This window comes from Pseudomonadota bacterium (genome assembly GCA_018823285.1).
Taxonomy (GTDB): domain Bacteria; phylum Desulfobacterota; class Desulfobulbia; order Desulfobulbales; family JAGXFP01; genus JAHJIQ01.
The window spans coordinates 57274-75720 of record JAHJIQ010000002.1 but is presented as its reverse complement, the minus strand read 5'-3'; the positions used below and the strand labels follow the sequence as shown (position 1 = coordinate 75720).

General features: G+C 52.1%; 20 protein-coding genes. 11 read left to right on the top strand and 9 right to left on the bottom strand.

What is annotated here, in order from left to right:
• Positions 1–13: 13 nt before the first annotated feature.
• Positions 14–607 (bottom strand): TetR family transcriptional regulator, encoded by a 594-nt coding sequence (locus KKG35_00560; protein ID MBU1736608.1) that lies wholly within the window; start codon positions 605–607, stop codon positions 14–16.
• A gap of 333 nt (positions 608–940) precedes the next feature.
• Between KKG35_00560 and purD the strand changes: the two genes are divergently transcribed.
• From purD to KKG35_00530, 6 genes are all read left to right on the top strand, one after another.
• Positions 941–2215 carry a phosphoribosylamine--glycine ligase gene (purD, locus tag KKG35_00555; protein ID MBU1736607.1) on the top strand — a complete coding sequence of 425 codons (1275 nt, stop codon included), beginning with the start codon at positions 941–943 and terminating at the stop codon, positions 2213–2215.
• Between the two features lie 138 nt (positions 2216–2353).
• Complete coding sequence (purE, locus tag KKG35_00550; protein MBU1736606.1) at positions 2354–2839, top strand: 5-(carboxyamino)imidazole ribonucleotide mutase; 486 nt, start codon at positions 2354–2356, stop codon at positions 2837–2839.
• A gap of 11 nt (positions 2840–2850) precedes the next feature.
• On the top strand, positions 2851–3477 hold the full coding sequence (locus KKG35_00545; GenBank protein ID MBU1736605.1) for a threonylcarbamoyl-AMP synthase: 627 nt from the start codon (positions 2851–2853) through the stop codon (positions 3475–3477).
• Between the two features lie 273 nt (positions 3478–3750).
• Positions 3751–4077 carry an Hpt domain-containing protein gene (locus KKG35_00540; GenBank protein MBU1736604.1) on the top strand — a complete coding sequence of 109 codons (327 nt, stop codon included), beginning with the start codon at positions 3751–3753 and terminating at the stop codon, positions 4075–4077.
• 239 nt (positions 4078–4316) lie between these two features.
• Positions 4317–5168: an HDOD domain-containing protein gene (locus tag KKG35_00535; protein MBU1736603.1), complete on the top strand. Its 852-nt coding sequence runs from the start codon at positions 4317–4319 to the stop codon at positions 5166–5168.
• A 66-nt stretch (positions 5169–5234) separates the two neighbouring features.
• Positions 5235–7007: a response regulator gene (locus KKG35_00530; protein MBU1736602.1), complete on the top strand. Its 1773-nt coding sequence runs from the start codon at positions 5235–5237 to the stop codon at positions 7005–7007.
• 14 nt (positions 7008–7021) lie between these two features.
• Here KKG35_00530 and KKG35_00525 read toward each other — a convergent pair whose 3' ends face one another.
• Positions 7022–7852 (bottom strand): SAM-dependent methyltransferase, encoded by an 831-nt coding sequence (locus tag KKG35_00525; protein ID MBU1736601.1) that lies wholly within the window; start codon positions 7850–7852, stop codon positions 7022–7024.
• Positions 7853–8070: 218 nt separating this feature from the next.
• Between KKG35_00525 and KKG35_00520 the strand changes: the two genes are divergently transcribed.
• On the top strand, positions 8071–8454 hold the full coding sequence (locus KKG35_00520; protein MBU1736600.1) for a YkgJ family cysteine cluster protein: 384 nt from the start codon (positions 8071–8073) through the stop codon (positions 8452–8454).
• Between the two features lie 3 nt (positions 8455–8457).
• Here KKG35_00520 and tsaE read toward each other — a convergent pair whose 3' ends face one another.
• Genes tsaE through KKG35_00505 form a run of 3 tightly spaced genes read right to left on the bottom strand, consistent with a single transcriptional unit; the run spans position 8458 to position 10286 of the window.
• On the bottom strand, positions 8458–8958 hold the full coding sequence (tsaE, locus tag KKG35_00515) for a tRNA (adenosine(37)-N6)-threonylcarbamoyltransferase complex ATPase subunit type 1 TsaE (protein MBU1736599.1): 501 nt from the start codon (positions 8956–8958) through the stop codon (positions 8458–8460).
• Between the two features lie 27 nt (positions 8959–8985).
• On the bottom strand, positions 8986–9255 hold the full coding sequence (locus KKG35_00510) for a hypothetical protein (protein MBU1736598.1): 270 nt from the start codon (positions 9253–9255) through the stop codon (positions 8986–8988).
• Between the two features lie 20 nt (positions 9256–9275).
• Complete coding sequence (locus tag KKG35_00505; protein ID MBU1736597.1) at positions 9276–10286, bottom strand: NAD(P)/FAD-dependent oxidoreductase; 1011 nt, start codon at positions 10284–10286, stop codon at positions 9276–9278.
• Positions 10287–10560: 274 nt separating this feature from the next.
• Here KKG35_00505 and KKG35_00500 point away from each other — a divergent pair, with 274 nt between their 5' ends.
• The 3 genes from KKG35_00500 (at position 10561) to KKG35_00490 (ending at position 14879) form a co-directional block, all read left to right on the top strand.
• On the top strand, positions 10561–11931 hold the full coding sequence (locus KKG35_00500) for a M23 family metallopeptidase (GenBank protein ID MBU1736596.1): 1371 nt from the start codon (positions 10561–10563) through the stop codon (positions 11929–11931).
• A gap of 86 nt (positions 11932–12017) precedes the next feature.
• Positions 12018–13922 (top strand): DNA mismatch repair endonuclease MutL, encoded by a 1905-nt coding sequence (gene mutL, locus KKG35_00495; protein ID MBU1736595.1) that lies wholly within the window; start codon positions 12018–12020, stop codon positions 13920–13922.
• Positions 13923–13988: 66 nt separating this feature from the next.
• Positions 13989–14879 (top strand): phosphoribosylaminoimidazolesuccinocarboxamide synthase, encoded by an 891-nt coding sequence (locus KKG35_00490; protein ID MBU1736594.1) that lies wholly within the window; start codon positions 13989–13991, stop codon positions 14877–14879.
• Here KKG35_00490 and KKG35_00485 read toward each other — a convergent pair.
• The 3 genes from KKG35_00485 to KKG35_00475 form a co-directional block, all read right to left on the bottom strand.
• Positions 14874–15371: a hypothetical protein gene (locus tag KKG35_00485; protein MBU1736593.1), complete on the bottom strand. Its 498-nt coding sequence runs from the start codon at positions 15369–15371 to the stop codon at positions 14874–14876. The genes KKG35_00490 and KKG35_00485 overlap by 6 nt on opposite strands.
• Positions 15372–15434: 63 nt before the next feature.
• The gene (locus KKG35_00480; protein MBU1736592.1) at positions 15435–15833 is read right to left on the bottom strand and encodes a DnaJ domain-containing protein; all 399 of its coding nucleotides are present in this window, start codon (positions 15831–15833) and stop codon (positions 15435–15437) included.
• 289 nt (positions 15834–16122) lie between these two features.
• Complete coding sequence (locus tag KKG35_00475) at positions 16123–16527, bottom strand: single-stranded DNA-binding protein (GenBank protein MBU1736591.1); 405 nt, start codon at positions 16525–16527, stop codon at positions 16123–16125.
• 430 nt (positions 16528–16957) lie between these two features.
• On the opposite strand from KKG35_00475, the gene KKG35_00470 reads away from it, so the two are divergent.
• Positions 16958–17194, top strand: a complete 237-nt coding sequence (locus KKG35_00470; GenBank protein ID MBU1736590.1) for a hypothetical protein — start codon at positions 16958–16960, stop codon at positions 17192–17194.
• 21 nt (positions 17195–17215) lie between these two features.
• On the opposite strand, the gene KKG35_00465 is transcribed toward KKG35_00470, so the two are convergent.
• Positions 17216–18379 (bottom strand): DNA photolyase, encoded by a 1164-nt coding sequence (locus KKG35_00465; protein MBU1736589.1) that lies wholly within the window; start codon positions 18377–18379, stop codon positions 17216–17218.
• Between the last annotated feature and the right edge of the window lie 68 nt (positions 18380–18447).

Below are 18447 nucleotides of genomic sequence, written 5' to 3'. Positions count from 1 at the left end.
TGCCTGACATGGTTCAGGATTGCGATTTTGCTTCGATACCGCTGAGAAAGATCTTGCTGATCTGCTCAGCGGCCTCTTCGATGGTGTACTGATTGTTCGGTGACAATATCCAGAGTCGCGCTGTTTCATCCAAAGCTCCGAACAAGGCTCTTTTGGCGACTCCCGGCATCACATCATTTCTGAATATCCCTGCTTCCTGGCCCTTGTGGATAATCCTTGAGACGATATCAACGTATTCAATGAACTTGGTGTTGCGGTACTCACGCATGAACTTGTTGCTCTGCCGTAATTCCATTTGTAGAACCTCGGCAAGATCCTTTCGCTCTCTCACCATTCGCATATGCTGCATGGCAAAAATTTTGAGCTTTTCTTTCGGGTCTTCCTCCTGATCAGTGAGGTTTTTGACTTCGAGGATTATCTTGCCGATCTCTTCTTCAAAAACCGAGATCAGAATGTCATATTTGTTGTTGAAATAAAGATAGATCGTCCCGTCGGCGACTTTGGCCTCCTGAGCGATGTCTGATATTCTGGCGCTGTAAAATCCCTTACGGGCAAAAACCTTTATTGCGGCCTGGATAATTTTGTTGTGTTTGTCGGATACTCGCATGGCTCAATAGAATTTTTCGTTCCAAATCTAAATCAGTTACCTGGGAGGGTGTATACCGGCTCGTTACACCATTATCCTGGATATTATCAGCTTTCATCATCAACAGTTGATCAGCGAACAAGAAATTGTTAACAAATGAACAATAATGAATGAAGCCTCATTTTTTTGCGTACAATAGTAGTGAGCTTCCAGAGTGTCAAGAATAAATAGTATGAATGTAAGGAAAAGAGAGATCGCAAGGCATCGATATTGACAATCATATTGTCATGCGGGTACGATGTTTTTTCGCAAAAGAAAGGATTGACAAGTGTTGTTGATGAAGGAGAATTAATGATGAAAATACTGGTAGTTGGCTCTGGGGGAAGGGAGCACGCTCTGATCTGGAAACTTTCACAGAGTCCCAGGGTTGACAGGATTGTCTGTGCACCCGGAAACGCGGGAATCAGTCAGATGGCCGAATGCGTTGCGATCAGCTCCTCCGATTGTGAAAAACTGGCGGATTACGCAGCGTCAGAAAAGGTCGATTTGACGGTGGTTGGACCGGAAGTTCCGCTGACCCTCGGGATCGTTGATATTTTCAAGGCAAGGGGGCTGAAAATTTTCGGTCCTTCCGGTAAAGCTGCAGCCCTGGAGGGGAGCAAGGTCTTCACCAAGGATCTGTTTAAAAAATACGGGATCCCCTCAGCTGCCTATGAAGTTTTTACGGATCGGGAGAAAGCGGTTGCCTATATCAGAAAAAAGGCGGGACCGCTTGTGATCAAAGCGGACGGACTTGCAGCCGGAAAAGGGGTGATTGTTGCGGCAACTACGGAAGAAGCTGTTGCTGCTGTTGACCTGATCATGTCCGAAAAAGCCTTCGGCGAGGCCGGCAGCAGGCTGGTTGTTGAAGATTTCCTGGTGGGGGAGGAGGCCTCTTTTCTTGCCTTCACCGATGGGAAAACGGTACTTCCCCTGCCGAGTTCCCAGGACCACAAAGCGGTCTATGATGGTGACAAGGGGCCGAACACCGGCGGTATGGGGGCGTACTCCCCGGCCCCGGTCGTCACCCGTGAGATACATGATGAGGTCATGGAAAAGGTCATGTATAAAACTGTCAAGGCAATGGCTGCAGAAGGGTGTGATTATCAGGGGATACTGTATGCCGGGCTTATGATAGATCAGGGGAAAATACAGGTTCTTGAGTTCAACTGCCGTTTTGGTGATCCGGAAGCACAGCCGCTGTTGATGCGCCTCAAAACCGACTTGGTGGATATTATGGAAGCGGTGATCGAAGGGAGGTTGGCCGAAATTGAACTCGAGATCGACCCGCGACCCACAGTCTGTGTGGTGATCGCTTCCGGTGGCTATCCCGGGCCCTACGAGAAAGGGAGAAAAATTCGTGGTCTGTCAGAGGCTGGCAAGGTTCCTGAGGTGGTCGTGTTTCACGCCGGAACAGCGGAAAAGGATGGCGAGATCGTGAATGCGGGAGGCAGGGTTCTCGGTGTCACCGCCATTGGAGAAAATCTGAAGCAGGCGATTGATTCGGCCTACCAAGCGGCCGGGATGATCTCCTGGCAGGACAGTTTCTATCGCAAAGATATCGGGCAGAAGGCACTTCGCAGGGAATGAAGAATGAAAAGCTAAGAGTGAAGAGTGGAAACAACCCCGGGCTTAAAAAATATACCAAATCCCTGGGTTTATGAACTCTCAACTCTCAACTCTTAACTATTAACTATTAACTTCTCCGTGCAACGGGGACAGGAGTTGATGATGATTGGTATCGTAATGGGAAGTGATTCGGATCTGCCGATCATGCAGGCGTGTGTGGACCAGCTGAAAAAATTCGATATTCCGTACGAAATTACCGTGGCTTCCGCTCACCGGACCCCTGAACGGGCCGCAAAATACGCAACCACGGCCAGAGATCGGGGGTTGAAGGCAATCGTAGCTGCTGCGGGGATGGCTGCGCATCTGGCGGGGGTCCTGGCGGCTCACACCACCCTGCCGGTCATTGGTGTGCCGATTGATGCCTCTTCCCTGAACGGCCTGGATGCCCTACTGTCAACCGTACAGATGCCGCCCGGCATTCCGGTTGCCACCATGGGGATCGGCAAGGCAGGCGCCAAAAATGCAGCCATTCTTGCCGCCCAGATTATTGGGGTCACCGATTCTGCAATGGCCGGGAAATTGTCTGCTTTTAAAGCTGAAATGGTCGCCCAGGTTGAGGAAAAGGCCCGAAAGCTGGAGCAATAATCCCTGTGAACATGATCGATTCCGCCTCATCAGTTTCGGCCGCAGCAATAAACAGGGCAGCGGAAATCATCAGGGGAGGCGGGATAGTTGCTTTCCCGACTGAAACCTTTTACGGTCTTGCCGCCGACCCTTTTAATCCGGAAGCCTTGCGGCGGCTCTTTGACCTGAAAGGTCGTTCCCACGACAAGCCAATTCTGGTCCTGATCGATGGGTTGAGCAGGTTGTCGCTCCTGACCAAAGGCACACCGGGGCTCTATACCTCACTGATAAAGGAATTCTGGCCCGGGCCTTTGACCCTTATTTTTGCGGGCAGCGGGAATTTGCCTGAACTCCTCACCGATTCTCACGGGACGGTCGGCATCAGGTGGTCATCGCATCCTCTGGCCACGAGACTTACCGCAGCTTCGGGTGGAGTGATAACCGGGACCAGCGCCAATCCGAGCGGGTTGCCGGGCGCCGTTTCAGCGGAGCAGGTTCGTGATTTTTTTCGAACTGGAATCGATTTCGTGCTCGATGGTGGTCCCGCTCCCGGGGGGTTGGGATCGACCATCGTCTCAATACGGGAGCATCATCTGATGCCGGTCCGGGAAGGGGTGGTCCCCTTTGCCTCGATCCTTGCCGTGGGTCGTGGGGGATGATGGAGCTTTTTTCGCCGAACACTCATCACTAATCGATTCGGTTTTATACATGAAACTTGTGTGGCTGTAAGATGGCTGAGGGGGGATGGCCCTTTACGCATTGCTGCGTTCTGCCGTGTAATGGATAGAGCCAGTCTGCGGATATTTTCAGCCTTGCCGACAATAGCCTTATTTTTCTTGCCCAGTGTTGTAATAATTCTGCATAATGAAAATGAGTATGAATTTTTCTGGTTATTCTAGGGTTCATAAGAGCCGCCTCACGGAGGGAGTGAAATGGTAGATTTGGAATGGGACCGGGATTTTGCCCTGGAACAGGCAGCGGATGATGAAGAGGTTCTGGCGGAACTGATTGATCTGTTCAATACCTCCGCGGCGTCTGATCTGGAGAAGATTAACGAAGCCCTTGATGATGCTGATCCGGAGGGGGTAATGAAAGCTGCGCACAGCTTGAAAGGTGCTGCGGCAAGCCTGGGTATCGAAGGAGTCCGGGCGATTGCCTACGAAATCGAACGGGCCGGCAGGGAAGGGAGCCTGGAGATTGGTGACTGGGTGGCGGAACTGGAAGAGCTTCTGGAGGTTGCGGCGGAGGAATTGGAATAATCGGGAATGACTCAAATGGAAACACTGTCAGTTGATCAATTTTTCATTATCCATTTGAGGTAGTCAGGATGATGGATCAGGTCCGGCATGACAACTCAATAAAATCGACCTTACGGGCTCGACCAGGAATCGGGAAAGCCTTTATCTGAGCTGGCTTGAAAGAATTATAACCAAATATATCCTCTCCTTACTCCTGTCGTTTACTGGATGATATATTACTGCGGATAACCAATACCCATATGTTCAGCGCCGACAAGATCGTCAGGAAATACAGCGACCTGAAAACATTGCCCCATGTTGCAATAAAGGTGAATCAGCTGATCAAATCCGGGAATGCAACCATGCGTGATTTCGAAGAGATCATCAAATTGGATCCCGTCCTGATAACCCGGATGCTCAAACTTGTAAACAGCCCTTATTTCGGTCTGGTGAACAAGATCGAATCCATATCCAAAGCTGTGGTTTTCATGGGCATGGCAAACCTGCGCAATCTGGTGGCGATTGAAGCCTTAAGAGATATTTATAAAGATGAGGTTCCAGTCAATGGCGGATTCTCCAGAACCAACCTCTGGTTCCATTCGGCAACCGTGGCGATTCTGTCGGAAATGATTGCCAAGAGAATCTTCGGGCTTGCGGGTGAAGATTGTTTTCTGGCGGGGATCATTCACGATATCGGAATGGTGGCTGAAGATCAGGTTGCCGGAGATCTTCTGCGTAAAGCGTTTGTCGCCTATATCCCGGGGGACAGGTCAATCATAGAATTTGAGCGGGAGATTGTCGGCACCGATCATTGCAAGGTCGGGGGCGCGCTGGCCCGTGAATGGGGGCTTCCGGATGAAGTTCTGAAGGCCGTGAGATTTCACCATGACAAGGAACGGGAATTCCCACCGGAGAGTGCTATCGGAATCGTCCAACTGGCCGAGTATTTTGCCGGGAAAATGAAATATTCGGTGGTGAAGGGACAGGTTGAACCTCTCGCTCCGTCGCTGGTAAGTCATGTGAAACAGAAACTTGATAATTACAAGGTGATTGTCAAGGATCTTCCCGGGGAAATGGCCAAGGCCAGGGAGCTCTATGGGGAGTCGGCCTGAAATTCATTTAGGAACCGGGAGCTGGGTTTTTGGTTTACCCCATAACATCGTCAGGGAGAGTTCGTGATGCAGGATGATATCGTCCTCGATGATGTGTTTGGTGATCTTGAAGACGGCAACGAAAAGTATGACTCATTTCTCTTGCAGATCCGGGAACTCCTGCCCGGAGCAATTTTTCAGCTCATGGGAAATGACGGCAGCTACCATCCTGCCGATGAGCCTCCTTTCTCATTTCTCCCGGATGATATAAAAAAAGCACTTGCTTCCGATGCTGCCACAGGAGGGGTAACCAGAAAAACAGTATCCGGCAGGAGTGTTTACGCCTTACCTGTTTCGTCCTTGAATGCCTTGTTGCTGACCGAGTTCCCAGAATCAGACGTCCAGATCGAAATGGCCCCGTTTTTAACAGCGATGCTGAAGAACTCCGTGGATCTGGCCCAGGTCAGGCTTGAGCAGAAAGAGTCGGTAATCGGACAGGAGCAGTTACGTCGCCAGATTGAGGTCATGAAGAGCCAGCACAGCAAGCTGATCGGAGATAATTATCGGCAATACGAGGTGATCCAGGAAAAGGAGCAGGAATACGCAAGGAATCTGGAGAAGGATATCGCCGAAAGAACTGCGGAATTAAGAGAGACTAATCTGCAGCTTATGAATGCCAGCAAGATGAAGAGCGAGTTTCTGGCCAATATGAGCCATGAGTTACGGACGCCGATGAATGCCATTATCGGTTTCAGCGGACTGCTCCAGGAGACGAATCTTGACGCCACCCAGAAAGACTATGCCAAAACCGTCAAAAATTCTGCCGAGAGCCTGCTTGCCCTGATCAATGACATCCTCGATCTTTCCAAGATTGAAGCCGGCAAAATGGAGCTTGAGGTGATTCCCTACAACATGGCCGAGCTGATCGAATCGGTATCGGGGATGTTCGTGTTGCCGGCAAAAGCGAAAGGGGTGGAAGTGACAACCGAGGTTGGCTCTGATCTGCCGTTGTTCTATCTTGGCGATAGAAACCGCCTTCGCCAGGTCATGATCAATCTGGTCGGCAACGCGCTGAAGTTTACCGAAAAAGGAAAAATTGAGATCCGGATTGAAAGGCTGAAAAACGGCAGAATGGGACCAAGAGTGAAGTTCTCGGTCAGTGATACCGGGATCGGGATCCCGCCTGAGCGGCAGAAAGCAATATTTGAAAAGTTTGTTCAGGCGGATGGTACCACGACCAGGAAATATGGTGGAACTGGACTCGGTTTATCAATCTGTACCGAGCTGGTCGGTTTGATGGGAGGTGCCATTGAGATCGAAAGCACCCCTGGTGAGGGGAGCTGCTTTTATTTTGCTTTGAATATGATCAAGGACGAAGAAGGTCCGGGGCGGGCGGCCCTGGCAGCAGAAAAAGAATCGAGAAAAGCAACTGCCGAGGCCGGAGCTGAACCGGGAAGAGTTCTGCTGGTGGAGGATAACCCGGTCAACCAGAAACTGGCGCTGATTCTGATCAAAAAACAGGGGTGTGTGGTTGATGTCGCCGGGGATGGAGTGGCGGCGCTGGACAAGGTCAAGAACGGAGTTTATGACCTAATCCTGATGGATATCCAGATGCCGAATATGGATGGCCTGACTGCGACCAGGAAGATCCGGGAGATCGAAAGCCTGGGGCAGCGTGATGAATATGAATGTCTTGCCGGAAGGCAGGACCCGGTTCCGATTGTCGGGCTAACAGCTCACGCGAGGGCGGAGGATCGACAGAAATGTCTTGATGCCGGGATGAACGATGTCCTGACCAAGCCGATCATCCGAGACATTCTGGCCAAGGTTGTCGAAAAATATGCAAAGCGGAATAGTTGAGCAATGCCGGAAATTTATGTCCCGGTGAAAAATCTGGAACTCAATTCCTCAAGCCCGAGGGTCATCAGTATTTCCTGTAACCTTTCTCTTGGGCGGCGACGCGGCAGGTCCTTGTAGCGGGCGATAATCAGTTCGTTTTTCATGGAGTGCTCCCAGCCGACCAGTTCGGTGACCGTGACCTGGTAGCCATGCGCTTCGAGTTGCAGGCAACGAAGTACATTGGTGACCAGGCTGCCGAATTCGCGAGTATGGAGGGAATGCCGCCAGATTTCGGTTAAGCTGCTTAAGGCCAGCGCCTCTCCCTTGTTTTTCCGTAACAGCGCCGCAACTTCGGCCTGGCAACAAGGCACCACGACGATAAATTGCGCCTGTTTCCTCAGGGCAAAACGAATGGCGTCATCGGTGGCGGTATCGCAGGCATGCAATGCCGTCACCACATCCACCTTTGCCGGCAGGAATCCGGAGTCAATGGACTCAGCGACCGATAATTCAAGGAATGACATGCCGGGAAAATTCAGCCGGGCTGCCAGGGCCTGAGATTTCAGCACCAGCTCTTCCCGTGTTTCGATGCCGAAAATATGCGAGTCGTTGTCCTGATTCTTGAAGAACAGGTCGTAGAGGATGAATCCGAGATACGATTTCCCGGCACCATGATCGACCAGGGTGATGTCGGAATGATCTTCCTGAACGGATTTGAGGAGTGGCTCGATAAAATGATAGAGATGATAGACCTGCTTGAGTTTGCGTCTGCTGTCCTGATTCAGTTTCCCGTCACGGGTAAGGATATGCAGCTCTTTCAATAGTTCTATCGACTGGTCTGGCCGAATTTCGTGTTTTTCCTGCATCAAAATCTCTGAACATGCAATCAGTTAAGGTTGTCGCGGTCGGCGGAAACGAGATGATATCCTCTTTTGCGGAGCAAAAGCAATCTTTCTCTTCCTGTTCCATCTTGCTGAACATTGTCTTGCATTTTCAGATGAAATAACGCATATTCACTCGCCTGAATTCGGCAGACAATTGTATTTATTCTTTAAATCACAATTATTTCAATAGGTTGTGTCGTATGGGTCGCGAAGGATTTAACCCGTGTCTGGACTGCGGAGCCTGTTGTGCCATGTATCGTGCATCGTTTTACTGGGCCGAGGCGGATGATGTTTCTGAAAACGGGGTGCCGGTTGAGATGACAAGGCAGCTGACCCCTTTTCGTCGCTGTATGTTGACCACCGAACCGGGAGGTGATCGGTGTGTCGCTTTGCTGGGAGTTATCGGCAGGAGGGTGTCCTGCTCAATTTATGAAAGACGTTCCTCGGTCTGTCGCGATTTTCCTGCCTCCTGGGTAAACGGTGTCTGCAATGATCGCTGTGACCGGGCACGGGCCACGATCAACCTCCCTCCGATTTTGCCCCACGAATGGGATTCCCCCGGAAATTATCCGAAAGCCGCCTGACCTTCAGAAGGTGTCGGTCTTTGCTCGCTTCAGTTGGTCTTTGAGTAAGTCGATCCGCATCGACCACTGATTGCCGATTGCGCAGAATGAGTAGTTCCGCGATAGGTCGCCGGTGGGGGTGATCATGATCAGCAGATGTTCTTCCGGGGTGAGGGTTCCCAGCCGGTCCGGCCATTCGATGAGTGAGACGCCGTTTCCATAGAGATAGTCCGGAAATCCGAGTTCCTCGATTTCGTTTTCGTTGGCCAGTCTGTAGAGGTCCAGATGATACATGGGCATCCTGCCGGGATATTCATGGAGAAGGCTGAACGTGGGGCTGGTAATGTAGCAGGTTTCCGGAACCCCCAGTCCGGTCCCGAAATACTGGCAGAAGGTGGTTTTTCCGGCGCCAAGAGGGCCATTTAAAAGAATGATGTCGCCGGGGATTGCAAGAGCAGCCAGGGCTACGGCCAGTTTCCCGGTTTCTGATTGAGTGGTGCACTCGTACTGAAAAGATTTGCTCATTGCCCGATTTTTATAAGGTTGGATTTCTCAGCCGTCTTTCTTGTGGCAGAACAGACAGCGGTATTTCGGCGGATGATTTTCAGGCAGAGGTTTTACTCCCTCCGGATTGTGGCATTCGGTGCAGAATTTTTCCGCATCTTTTTTGCCCATCGCATGGAATCGCTCGTGGTCGGAGTCGTGCGGCAGTCTGTGAGTTGTTTCCGGAGGTGCGTTCCAGAGGAAGAGGAATAGCCCGCCGCAGATGGCTAAAAATACGAGATTGTAAATGATGGTGTTTTTCTTTTTGCTGTCGCTCATTGCAGACTCCCCGGAGAATGTCAGCCGGTCATTTCAATTTTGTTAAAGGGCAAAACCCCGGAACGAAGGGCCAGCGCCGCCAGTTCTGTTGTCAAGTTGCAGAGCAGTCGGCTGCGGGCAGTGAATTCCACCATTCCGAGATGAAACCTGTGTCTCTTGAGAAGGCGTTGCATGACACTCTGGTCATGATTCCGGTTGAGGATGGTTTTTGCAATTTCCTCCCCGGAAATAATGCCCGGATAAATCCCTTCACCGGTGAGAGGGGAGGCAAGACCTGCGGCGTCTCCTGCCAGGAACAGGTTGCCGAAGCGCCAGCCCCGATAGTCGTAGTTGATCAGGGCGGCAGTCAGCCTCAAACCGTCAAGATTAATACCACGATTTTTGCACCAGAGGTGAAAATTTTTTTTCAGTCGATCTGCCTTGATAGAGAGATGGCCGGCAAAGACTCCTATGGATGCGCACTCCCGGTGCGGGAAGATCCAGGCATAGCCATTCCCAAAGAGGTTATAGTCAAGATGCCATTCCATATTCTTAAAATCTCCGGGGACCGAATAGTTGATTCCGATGCCATATTTTTCCCGGGGGATACCGGAAAGCCTGCGAATGGTTGAGCTTGATCCGTCAGCGCCGACAACATAGTCCCCCTCAAAGGTCCCGCTGCTTGTCTCCACGGAGTTCCCGCTGAAGCCGGACACTCGGGCGGTCACCATTTCAGCGCCTGCTTCAAGGGCCTGTTGCAGCATCCACGCGCCAAGTTTTTTGCGGTTGACCGTCGAGACTAGGGGGAAAGGGCTGCAGAGTGTTATCCTCTGCCGGGGAGTACGGAGATGCTGGATCGGGAAAGACTTTTCAATAAGATCAGGGGGCAGAAAGCGGCTGATCCCTGACCAGGTGATTCCCCCCGCGCATATTTTCTGCCCCACCACCGATTTTTCTTCAACTATCAGGACTTTTTTCCCTGCTTCGCCAAGAACTCTGGCACAGGCGAGGCCTGCCGGTCCGGCTCCGGCGATGATGGTGTGATATTTCATCTCTGGCGGAAATTTTGCTGGTTGGATTGTTCAGGTTCTCTGCAATTTCAATTTGTCGCGGAAAACCACGCTGTCTGTATGGTATAGAGTCAGCGTGCGGACATGTCAAGAAAATCAGGGGAGAAACAGCTGTGCCCCTACCCATTTTCCCCGGAACATGTTACTCTTTTCCACCCTCGGATTTGATCATCCGGGACCTTGTGCTTCTGGACCGATCCGTACGGATTATATGATATAAAACCGGGAATTAAATAACTGTAAAAGAGGTGTGCTTTTGGAATCACTTGAAAATATCGACTCGGCAAAACCCAGAAAACCCCTGATTTTCATGTTCATCCCCGTGCTGGTTGCTATCGCGATCGGTATCGTACTGATGAACTTTTACGAACGGGAGCGGCCGCAATTAAGCCTCCTTACCGACATCACCAGGGTGGGGGTCAGTAAAGAATGCGAGCTTGTTTTCACCGATGGCAAAAGCGGCCTTCGTTCAGTTGAGATCAGGCTGGTTCAAGGTGCAAAGGAGTTGGAGGTCTATCGGAATACATACCCGAGACAGGGTTTTCTGCACAATTCCGGGCCGGAAAAGATTCGGGAGATTGTCAAACTGAACACGGTCAAAGGAAAGTTCAAGGACGGTGAAGCCCAACTGATGGTGAGTGTCCGTGATTATTCCTGGTGGGACATGATGAACGGCAACGAGACCACCATGACGTACCCCCTGATTCTCGATACCAGGCCCCCGCTGCTGAATATCATTGATTCTCCGAGGTATATCATTCCCGGTGGTGCTGGGATCGTGATCTATAAGGTCGGTGAAGAGGTCGAGCGGCACGGGGTCACGATCAATGGCTATTTTCATCCCGGCTTCCCACTGCCCCAGAAAGGAGAAGGGGTTTACGGGGCGATTATTGCGGTGGAGTACAATGCCGCGCGGATCGAAAAAGCCACGGTTGATGCGACAGACCTGGCGGGAAATCTTGCCGCCAAGCCTTTCGGGATGATCATGCGCAAGGCTGCGATCAAGAGAGACCGGATCAATGTGAGTGATGGTTTTCTCGAGGGGAAACTGCCGGAGTTTGATCACTACTATCCGGAATTGGTCGGTAAGGAACCGCTGGAACAGTATCTTGAAATCAACAACCGGATCCGCAACGAGAATGGCGACAAGATCAGGGAAATCTGCAGCAAGTCAAGACCGGAAATGCTCTGGGAAGGACGTTTCCAGAGAATGGCAAGGAGCAGCCGCAGGGCCGGATTTGCCGAATACCGGACCTACTATTACAACGGGCAGGAAGTCGACCAGCAGGTTCATCTCGGGATAGACCTTGCTTCGACTCAGCAGGCAGAGGTTTTTGCCTCCAATCGTGGTGTCATTGTCTTTGCAGACTATCTCGGAATTTACGGGAACATGGTCATCATCGACCACGGACTCGGGGTGTTCACCTTGTATTCACACCTTTCACAGATCAGTGGCGCGGTGGGTGACATGGTCACCACCGAGACGGTGATCGGTCTGTCCGGAAATACCGGAATGGCAGGGGGCGATCATCTTCATTATAGTGTTCTGATCAACGGGGTTTTTGTGAATCCCCTGGAATGGTGGGATCCCCAGTGGCTGAAACTCAATATATTAAGCTTTTTGTGATTGAGATCATCCAGCCCGGTTCAATTCCATCCGGGGGGCTGCTGTCGAGGGATGTATCATCTCAAACCGACCGGGGCGTGTGACCATTGTCCAGAATAAGGATACTTCCCGAGAATCTGGCGAACCAGATCGCTGCCGGAGAGGTTGTCGAGAGGCCTGCGTCGGTTGTCAAGGAACTCCTGGAGAACTCCCTTGACGCCGGGGCCCGGAATATCTCCATTCAGGTTGAGGGTGGCGGCACGTCCCTGTTGCGGGTGATCGATGACGGTGGGGGCATGGACCAGGACGATGTCCTCCTCTGTCTTGAAAGACACGCGACCAGCAAGATCTCGTCCGTAGAAGAACTCGATCAAATCAAGACCCTCGGTTTCCGGGGTGAGGCGGTCCCCAGCATTGCTTCGGTATCCAGAATGTCCATCACCTCCAGACCGGTTGACTTTCCACTGGGATGTAAGGTTGAAGTGCGTTTCGGCAAGGTTGTGAAGGTCCATGAAATGGGCTGTCAGCGCGGAACGGTGGTCGAGGTGAGAGACCTGTTCGGCAATGTTCCGGCCAGAAAAAAATTCCTGAAAACCACCCGCACCGAACTTGCCCATATCGATGAGGTTGTCAAAAACTACGGACTGGTTTCCCCTGAGTGTTCACTGAAGTATGCGGTGAACGGCCGGGAAATTCTTGCTCTTCCCGGGGTGGGAAAGAGCGGCGTTGTTTCCAGGATCAGGCTGCTCCTCGGTCTTGGCGGGGAGGAGGTCCTTCTTGACCTGGCCGCTGCTGATGCTGGAACGGAACTGAAGGTTTCCGGTTTCCTTCTGCCTCCCGACCAGCCCCATGGCCCGGCTGCCCGGCTCAGGGCCTTTGTCAACGGCCGGCCGGTGCGGGATCGCCTGATTACCCATGCGGTTGCGGAAGGGATGAGGAACTTTCTGATGATTGGCCGCCAGCCCGCCGGAGTGATCTCCCTTGACCTGCCCGCCAATGTGATTGATGTCAACGTCCATCCGACCAAGCAGGAAGTGAGATTTCATAAATCCGGGCAGGTCCATCAGGCCATCGTTTCTGCGGTCGGGCAGGCATTGTTGAACTACCAGAGCGGGATCAGAACGGCGCTTTTCGGTGGGGGGCGGAGTCCTGTTCAGGGCGGTATCGGGGCGACCGCCGAGAAGGAGCGTCTTTTTCCGGACCGGCATGTGGCGCGGGACGCTGCTGCTTTCCCCAGGGAGTCTGCTGCCCCCCGGGAGACAAAGATTGAGAAGACCGTCCCGGCTTCGCTGTTCTCGGAACCCGTTGTCCGTTATGATGTTCAGGTCGGGGAGACATCTGCTGCCCGATTGGGGAGTCCCCCGGATGGCTCAACCGGGACCGAGGGTCATGAGCCTGAAAGGAGAGCCGCCGGAACTGAAGCGGAAAAACGGATGGGGCAACTGAGGGTCATCGGCCAGCTGTTTGATTCCTATATCCTCTGCGAAGGGAAGGATGGGCTGGTGGCCATTGACCAGCATGCCGCCCAGGAAAGATTGATCTTCGAGCGGCTGAAAAACCAGCTGGCGGCAGGGAGACTGGCCAGCCAGAGGCTGATGTTCCCGAAGACCATGGAGCTTGCCGCCGAGGAGATTGGGGTCATTGAGGAGGAGGGCGGGGAACTTGCAAGGCTGGGGCTCGAACTTCAGGAGTTCGGCGGTTCGACCTATGTTTTGAAGGCAATTCCTGCCATCATGTCTCATCTGCCGCCGGAAGAGGTTTTCTTCTCTGTCATGCGGCAGCTTGCCGACGACGGAACTGCTAGGGGCGGCAGGGCCTCCCTTGATCACCTGCTGGCCGGAATGGCCTGCAAGGCGGCGATCAAGGCCAATCATTCCCTGCTGCTCCCCGAGCTGGAAAGTTTGCTCGGCGAGATGGAGAAAAATGATGTCTTCTCCCATTGCCCCCATGGTCGGCCAGTGGTGAGATTTTTTTCTGCGGATGAAATCAGGAAATGGTTTCACCGGACCTGAAAAAAGAATATCGAATAGTCGGCAGGGAATATATTTTAGAAAATATTGAGTCAAGAGGGTGAGACGATGACAACTGCAATTACTGAAACAAATTTTCCCGATCTGAAACTTGTTCATCGCGGCAAGGTCCGGGACCTCTATGAGGTGGATGATAAACTGTTGATGGTTGCTACAGACAGGATTTCCGCCTTTGACGTGGTTATGGAAGAGCCGGTGCCGGACAAGGGCAGGATACTCACGAGCCTGTCCCTGTTCTGGTTTGATTTTTTAAAAGACGTCATTCCGACCCATCTCATCACGGCCGATGTGAAGCAATATCCCGCCTCCTGCGCCCCTTATGCCGAGGATCTTGCCGGGCGCAGCATGCTGGTGAAAAAGGCAAAACCCCTGCCGGTTGAATGTATTGTCCGGGGGTATATCTCCGGCTCTTTCTGGAAATCGTATCAGAAAGGGACGACTGTCTGCGGTTTCAAGCTGCCCGCAGGGATGAAGGAATCTGAGAAGTTCCCGCAGGTTCTTTTTACACCTTCCACCAAGGCGGAACAGGGGATGCACGATGAAAACATCTCTCTGGAAAAAATGGAGGAGATCGTCGGGGCCAACGAGACCAGGAGGATCGCCGAGGTCTGTGTGGCCCTCTACGAAAAAGCGGCCGATTACGCGAGGTCCAAAGGCATCATCATTGCAGATACCAAATTCGAACTGGGCTGGGATGGTGATGAACTGATTCTGATCGATGAGGTGTTGACTCCGGATTCATCGAGATTCTGGCCGGTTGACCAGTATAAAACCGGCCAGGGACAGCCGAGTTTCGATAAACAGTATCTTCGGGACTATCTCTCTTCGCTGGATTGGGACAAGACCCCCCCGGCGCCGCGGCTGCCGGGAGAGGTCCTGACCAGGACCTCTGATCGTTATCAAGAGGCGCTGGAGAAGATCACCGGCAAAAAACTATAAGCCCGCCTCCTGGAGTTCATCCAGGAGTTTTTTCTGGTTTTTGTTCAGTTTTGTGGGCACTTCCAGATTGACTTTCACGAACAGGTCTCCCCGGGGTCCCTTGGGCCCCGTGGGTAGGCCATGGCCTTTAAGGCGAAGCCTGGCGTTGGCTTGGGTTCCTGCCGGCACCTTGACCTGCAGCTTTTTCCCCTCCAGAGTCGGCACCTCAATGGTGGCGCCGAGGACCGCTGCGCTGAAAGGGATTTTCCTGTCCATAATCAGGTTGTCATCATCACGGATATAGTCCGGATGGGGCAGAACTTTGATCAGGAGATAGAGGTCTCCCGGAGGGCCGCCCATCTGGGATGGAGATCCTTTTCCAGAAACTCGGAGTTTCTTACCGCTGGATATTCCGGCAGGGATTTTTACTGAAACTTTTTCAGAGGAAAGACCCCGTCCGAGGGAGATGGTTTTTTCTGCGCCGTGCAGAACTTCAGGCAGGGTGATGGCCATTTCCAGACTGAGATCGTTCCCCTTTATTTGATGAGACTGACCGCCTCCAAAGGAAGAAGAGCGTCAGCCGCCACCGGGTTGTCCGCCACCCTGCTGGAAAAAAGCACCGAAGGGATTTGCTCCCGTCCCTCCTCTGGAGGAGCCAAAGGTGAATGAGGTGGCGCCGCCGCCGAAATTGATTCCGAACTCTTTTAAGATGTCGCCCAGGTCAACGTTACGGAAAATGTCTTCCTGACTGTATCGTTGCTGGAAGCCTTCCGCACCGAAGGTGTCGTATTGCTGCCTTTTCTCCTTGTCGGACAGAACGGCATACGCTTCACTGATCTTTTTAAATGTCTCTTCCGCTTCTTTATCCCCCTTGTTGCGGTCGGGGTGATATTTGAGGGCGAGTTTGCGATACGCTTTTTTGATCTGACCCGCGTCGGCCTTCCGGTCGACACCGAGTACTTTATAGTAGTCCATGAAATTTAGTTCCGGTTAGCGGTTGTAATTAAATTTTTCTGTCTGCCAAACATATAATTTTGCTTGGCCGGTGTGTCAAGTTGCGGTCGAATCAAGAAAAAAAGAGCCTTTCGACAGCAGTGCGCGAAAGGCTCTTTTTCACAGGACTGAGACAGCGGAGAGCCACTGTTCTAAAACGGCAGAATAACCGGAGAAACGAAGATCCTCATCCGGTGCTCTGCGCCCAGTTTCAAACAGTGAGATTTCCCGCTGCTTTTAAGGCGCTCAAACCGAGATTTGAAACAAGGGGTTAAAACGGAACATCATCCCCCATTGATGGTTCAGGCAGGGGCGGCTCATCGTTGTAGGAGGGCATCTGGTCTCCTCCGGAGCCACGGGGGCTCAACATCTTCATCTCCCGGGCGACGATTTCGGTCGTGTATCTTTTGTTGCCGTCACGGTCTTCCCACTGACGGGTCTGGATCTTGCCCTCGATATACACCCGGCTTCCCTTGGAGAGGTATTCGCCGCAGATCTCCCCGAGGCGCTGAAAAGCGACAATCCTGTGCCATTCTGTTTTTTCTTCTTTCTTGCCGTCCTTGGTCCAGGTTTCGGTGGTGGCCAGATTGAAATTGGCCACAGCGCTTCCGCTCTGGGTATAGCGCATTTCCGGGTCCCCTCCGAGGTTGCCGATGAGAATTGCCTTGTTGATCATCTTTCATTCCTTGCTGATAAAGAGTTGATTACAGGTATCAAGCTTCGGTTGAGCAGCTAGCCTGCTCGTACGAAACGTGTACCCGAAGGGTGAAAAAAGGGTTCAGTTGCCGTCACGCCGAGGATGTTGTGATCCCGGCCGGACGGGGTTGTCAAAAAAAGACTCTAATACAAGTTTCTCGCCGTTTAAAGGCAATTGTTTTCCGAGGGTGAAAATTGCTTGACGAGAGGGTGTTTGCTCTGCGCTTCCAAGGGGACGATTTGCCGGAATGGCCCTGCCGGGAAAGTTTTCTGCAGGAACTGGAGAGGGAACAGGTTTTTATGAGTTTCTCAAATTTTGCAGGGAAAAGTCTGCGCCTTGTGGGAAAAATCCACCAAGAGTATAATGGGGACAGTAACTCTTATCATTATTCAATTAAGGGGGACCGATAATGGCGAAGAATAATGACGGACACAATCTGAAGTTGCAGGAAGTAAAAACTCTGGTTGAACATTGCCCACATGGGCATAATCTGCTGAATCTCGATTGTCCGGTCAGAAATATCCGGAAATTGAATGCCGACAATCTGAGCAAGGCCCTCGGTCAGATGTCGCCAGCCGAGATCAATGCCATTATCGACTATCACAAGAGTTGCAGCGGAAGAGATTCATCTCCGCAAATCCACTAGGAATTTTTTCCGGGTCCGGAATCAGCTGTTCTGAAGCCCCGCGGCGCGGTCGAGCATGGTCGGCAGAGTGGAGTGTTCACTTGGGGTGTACCCGAAAACCTCCTGCCAGATCTCGTCGCTTTCCATGCACAGGTAGATACAGGTTGATTCTGCGGCAAAACGTTTCAGCTCGCTGTAGATCTGTTTGTACATCTCTGTTCTTTGGGTGCGGAAGTAGCGGCTTTTGCCGTCCAACCCCATGACGAATTCATCGTAAAAAAATCTTGATTTAGGGAAACGGTCGGTGGCTATTTCTTTCAGTTTCGGGATGTACCTGAGGCAGCCCATGCTGATCCAGACGATGCTTTCTGCCGGAACCTTTGCATACAGAGTCTGAATGGTGCTGCAGTATCCATCCTGCCAGCCGGGGTGATGGATGATCGGGTCGAAATGAAAGGCCAGCCGATAACCGAGGGCAGCGCATTCAGCCGCCGCATCAAGCCGCTGGTTGAGAGACGCTGTTTTCAGCTCCTCCCGTCCCATGATCGGCGGGCTGTTCAAAGACCACGCGAGGATGGTTCTGCCGCCATGGTCGAGCCCTTTCAGGTTTTCGATGTAAGCGCTCTTGGTCTTCAGCTCAAGGACCGCATTTTCTTTATCTTTCATGAAATCTATCAGAATTCCGCTCAACCCGGTCAGGCTGTCAAGGGCCATGCTGTCGGTGAATTCACCGGTCCCGATTCGCCATAACCGCTCCGGTTCTGCCCGGAACGCTGCTTCCATTTCATTTAACAGGTCGTCGGTGTTTACGAAAAACGAGAGCCAGGGATTGTTGAGGTAGGACTGAAGGATGCAGTACACACAGTCCATCGGGCAGTTCATGCCGATGTTCAGCACCTGATAATCACAACAGCGATATTCACGGGTGGCCGGACAGGGCTTGAAAAACCTGCCCCGGTTGATGGTGAGGAGCAGGATGTTCTTGCCCCGGTTCAGGTTCCCGGTAAAATCGGTCCTGCTTTTTTTTTCATCGGCGGCCATGGGATTATATCCGTCCGGGACAACCTTAAACGGAATTTTTCCAGCCCGGGCAAGAATTTCGCGGGCAAGGGGGTATCCGGAGGCGCTCTCCTCGACTAGGATTTCCCTGAGCAGAGTGGCCGGGTCGATCAGACCTGAATTTAAGGAGTGATTTCTTTTTGTCATGGGCCGGAAGGGTACTGCAAAAAATTGAAGGCTAAAATAAATTTTTAAAAAAAGATGGAAATGTTCCC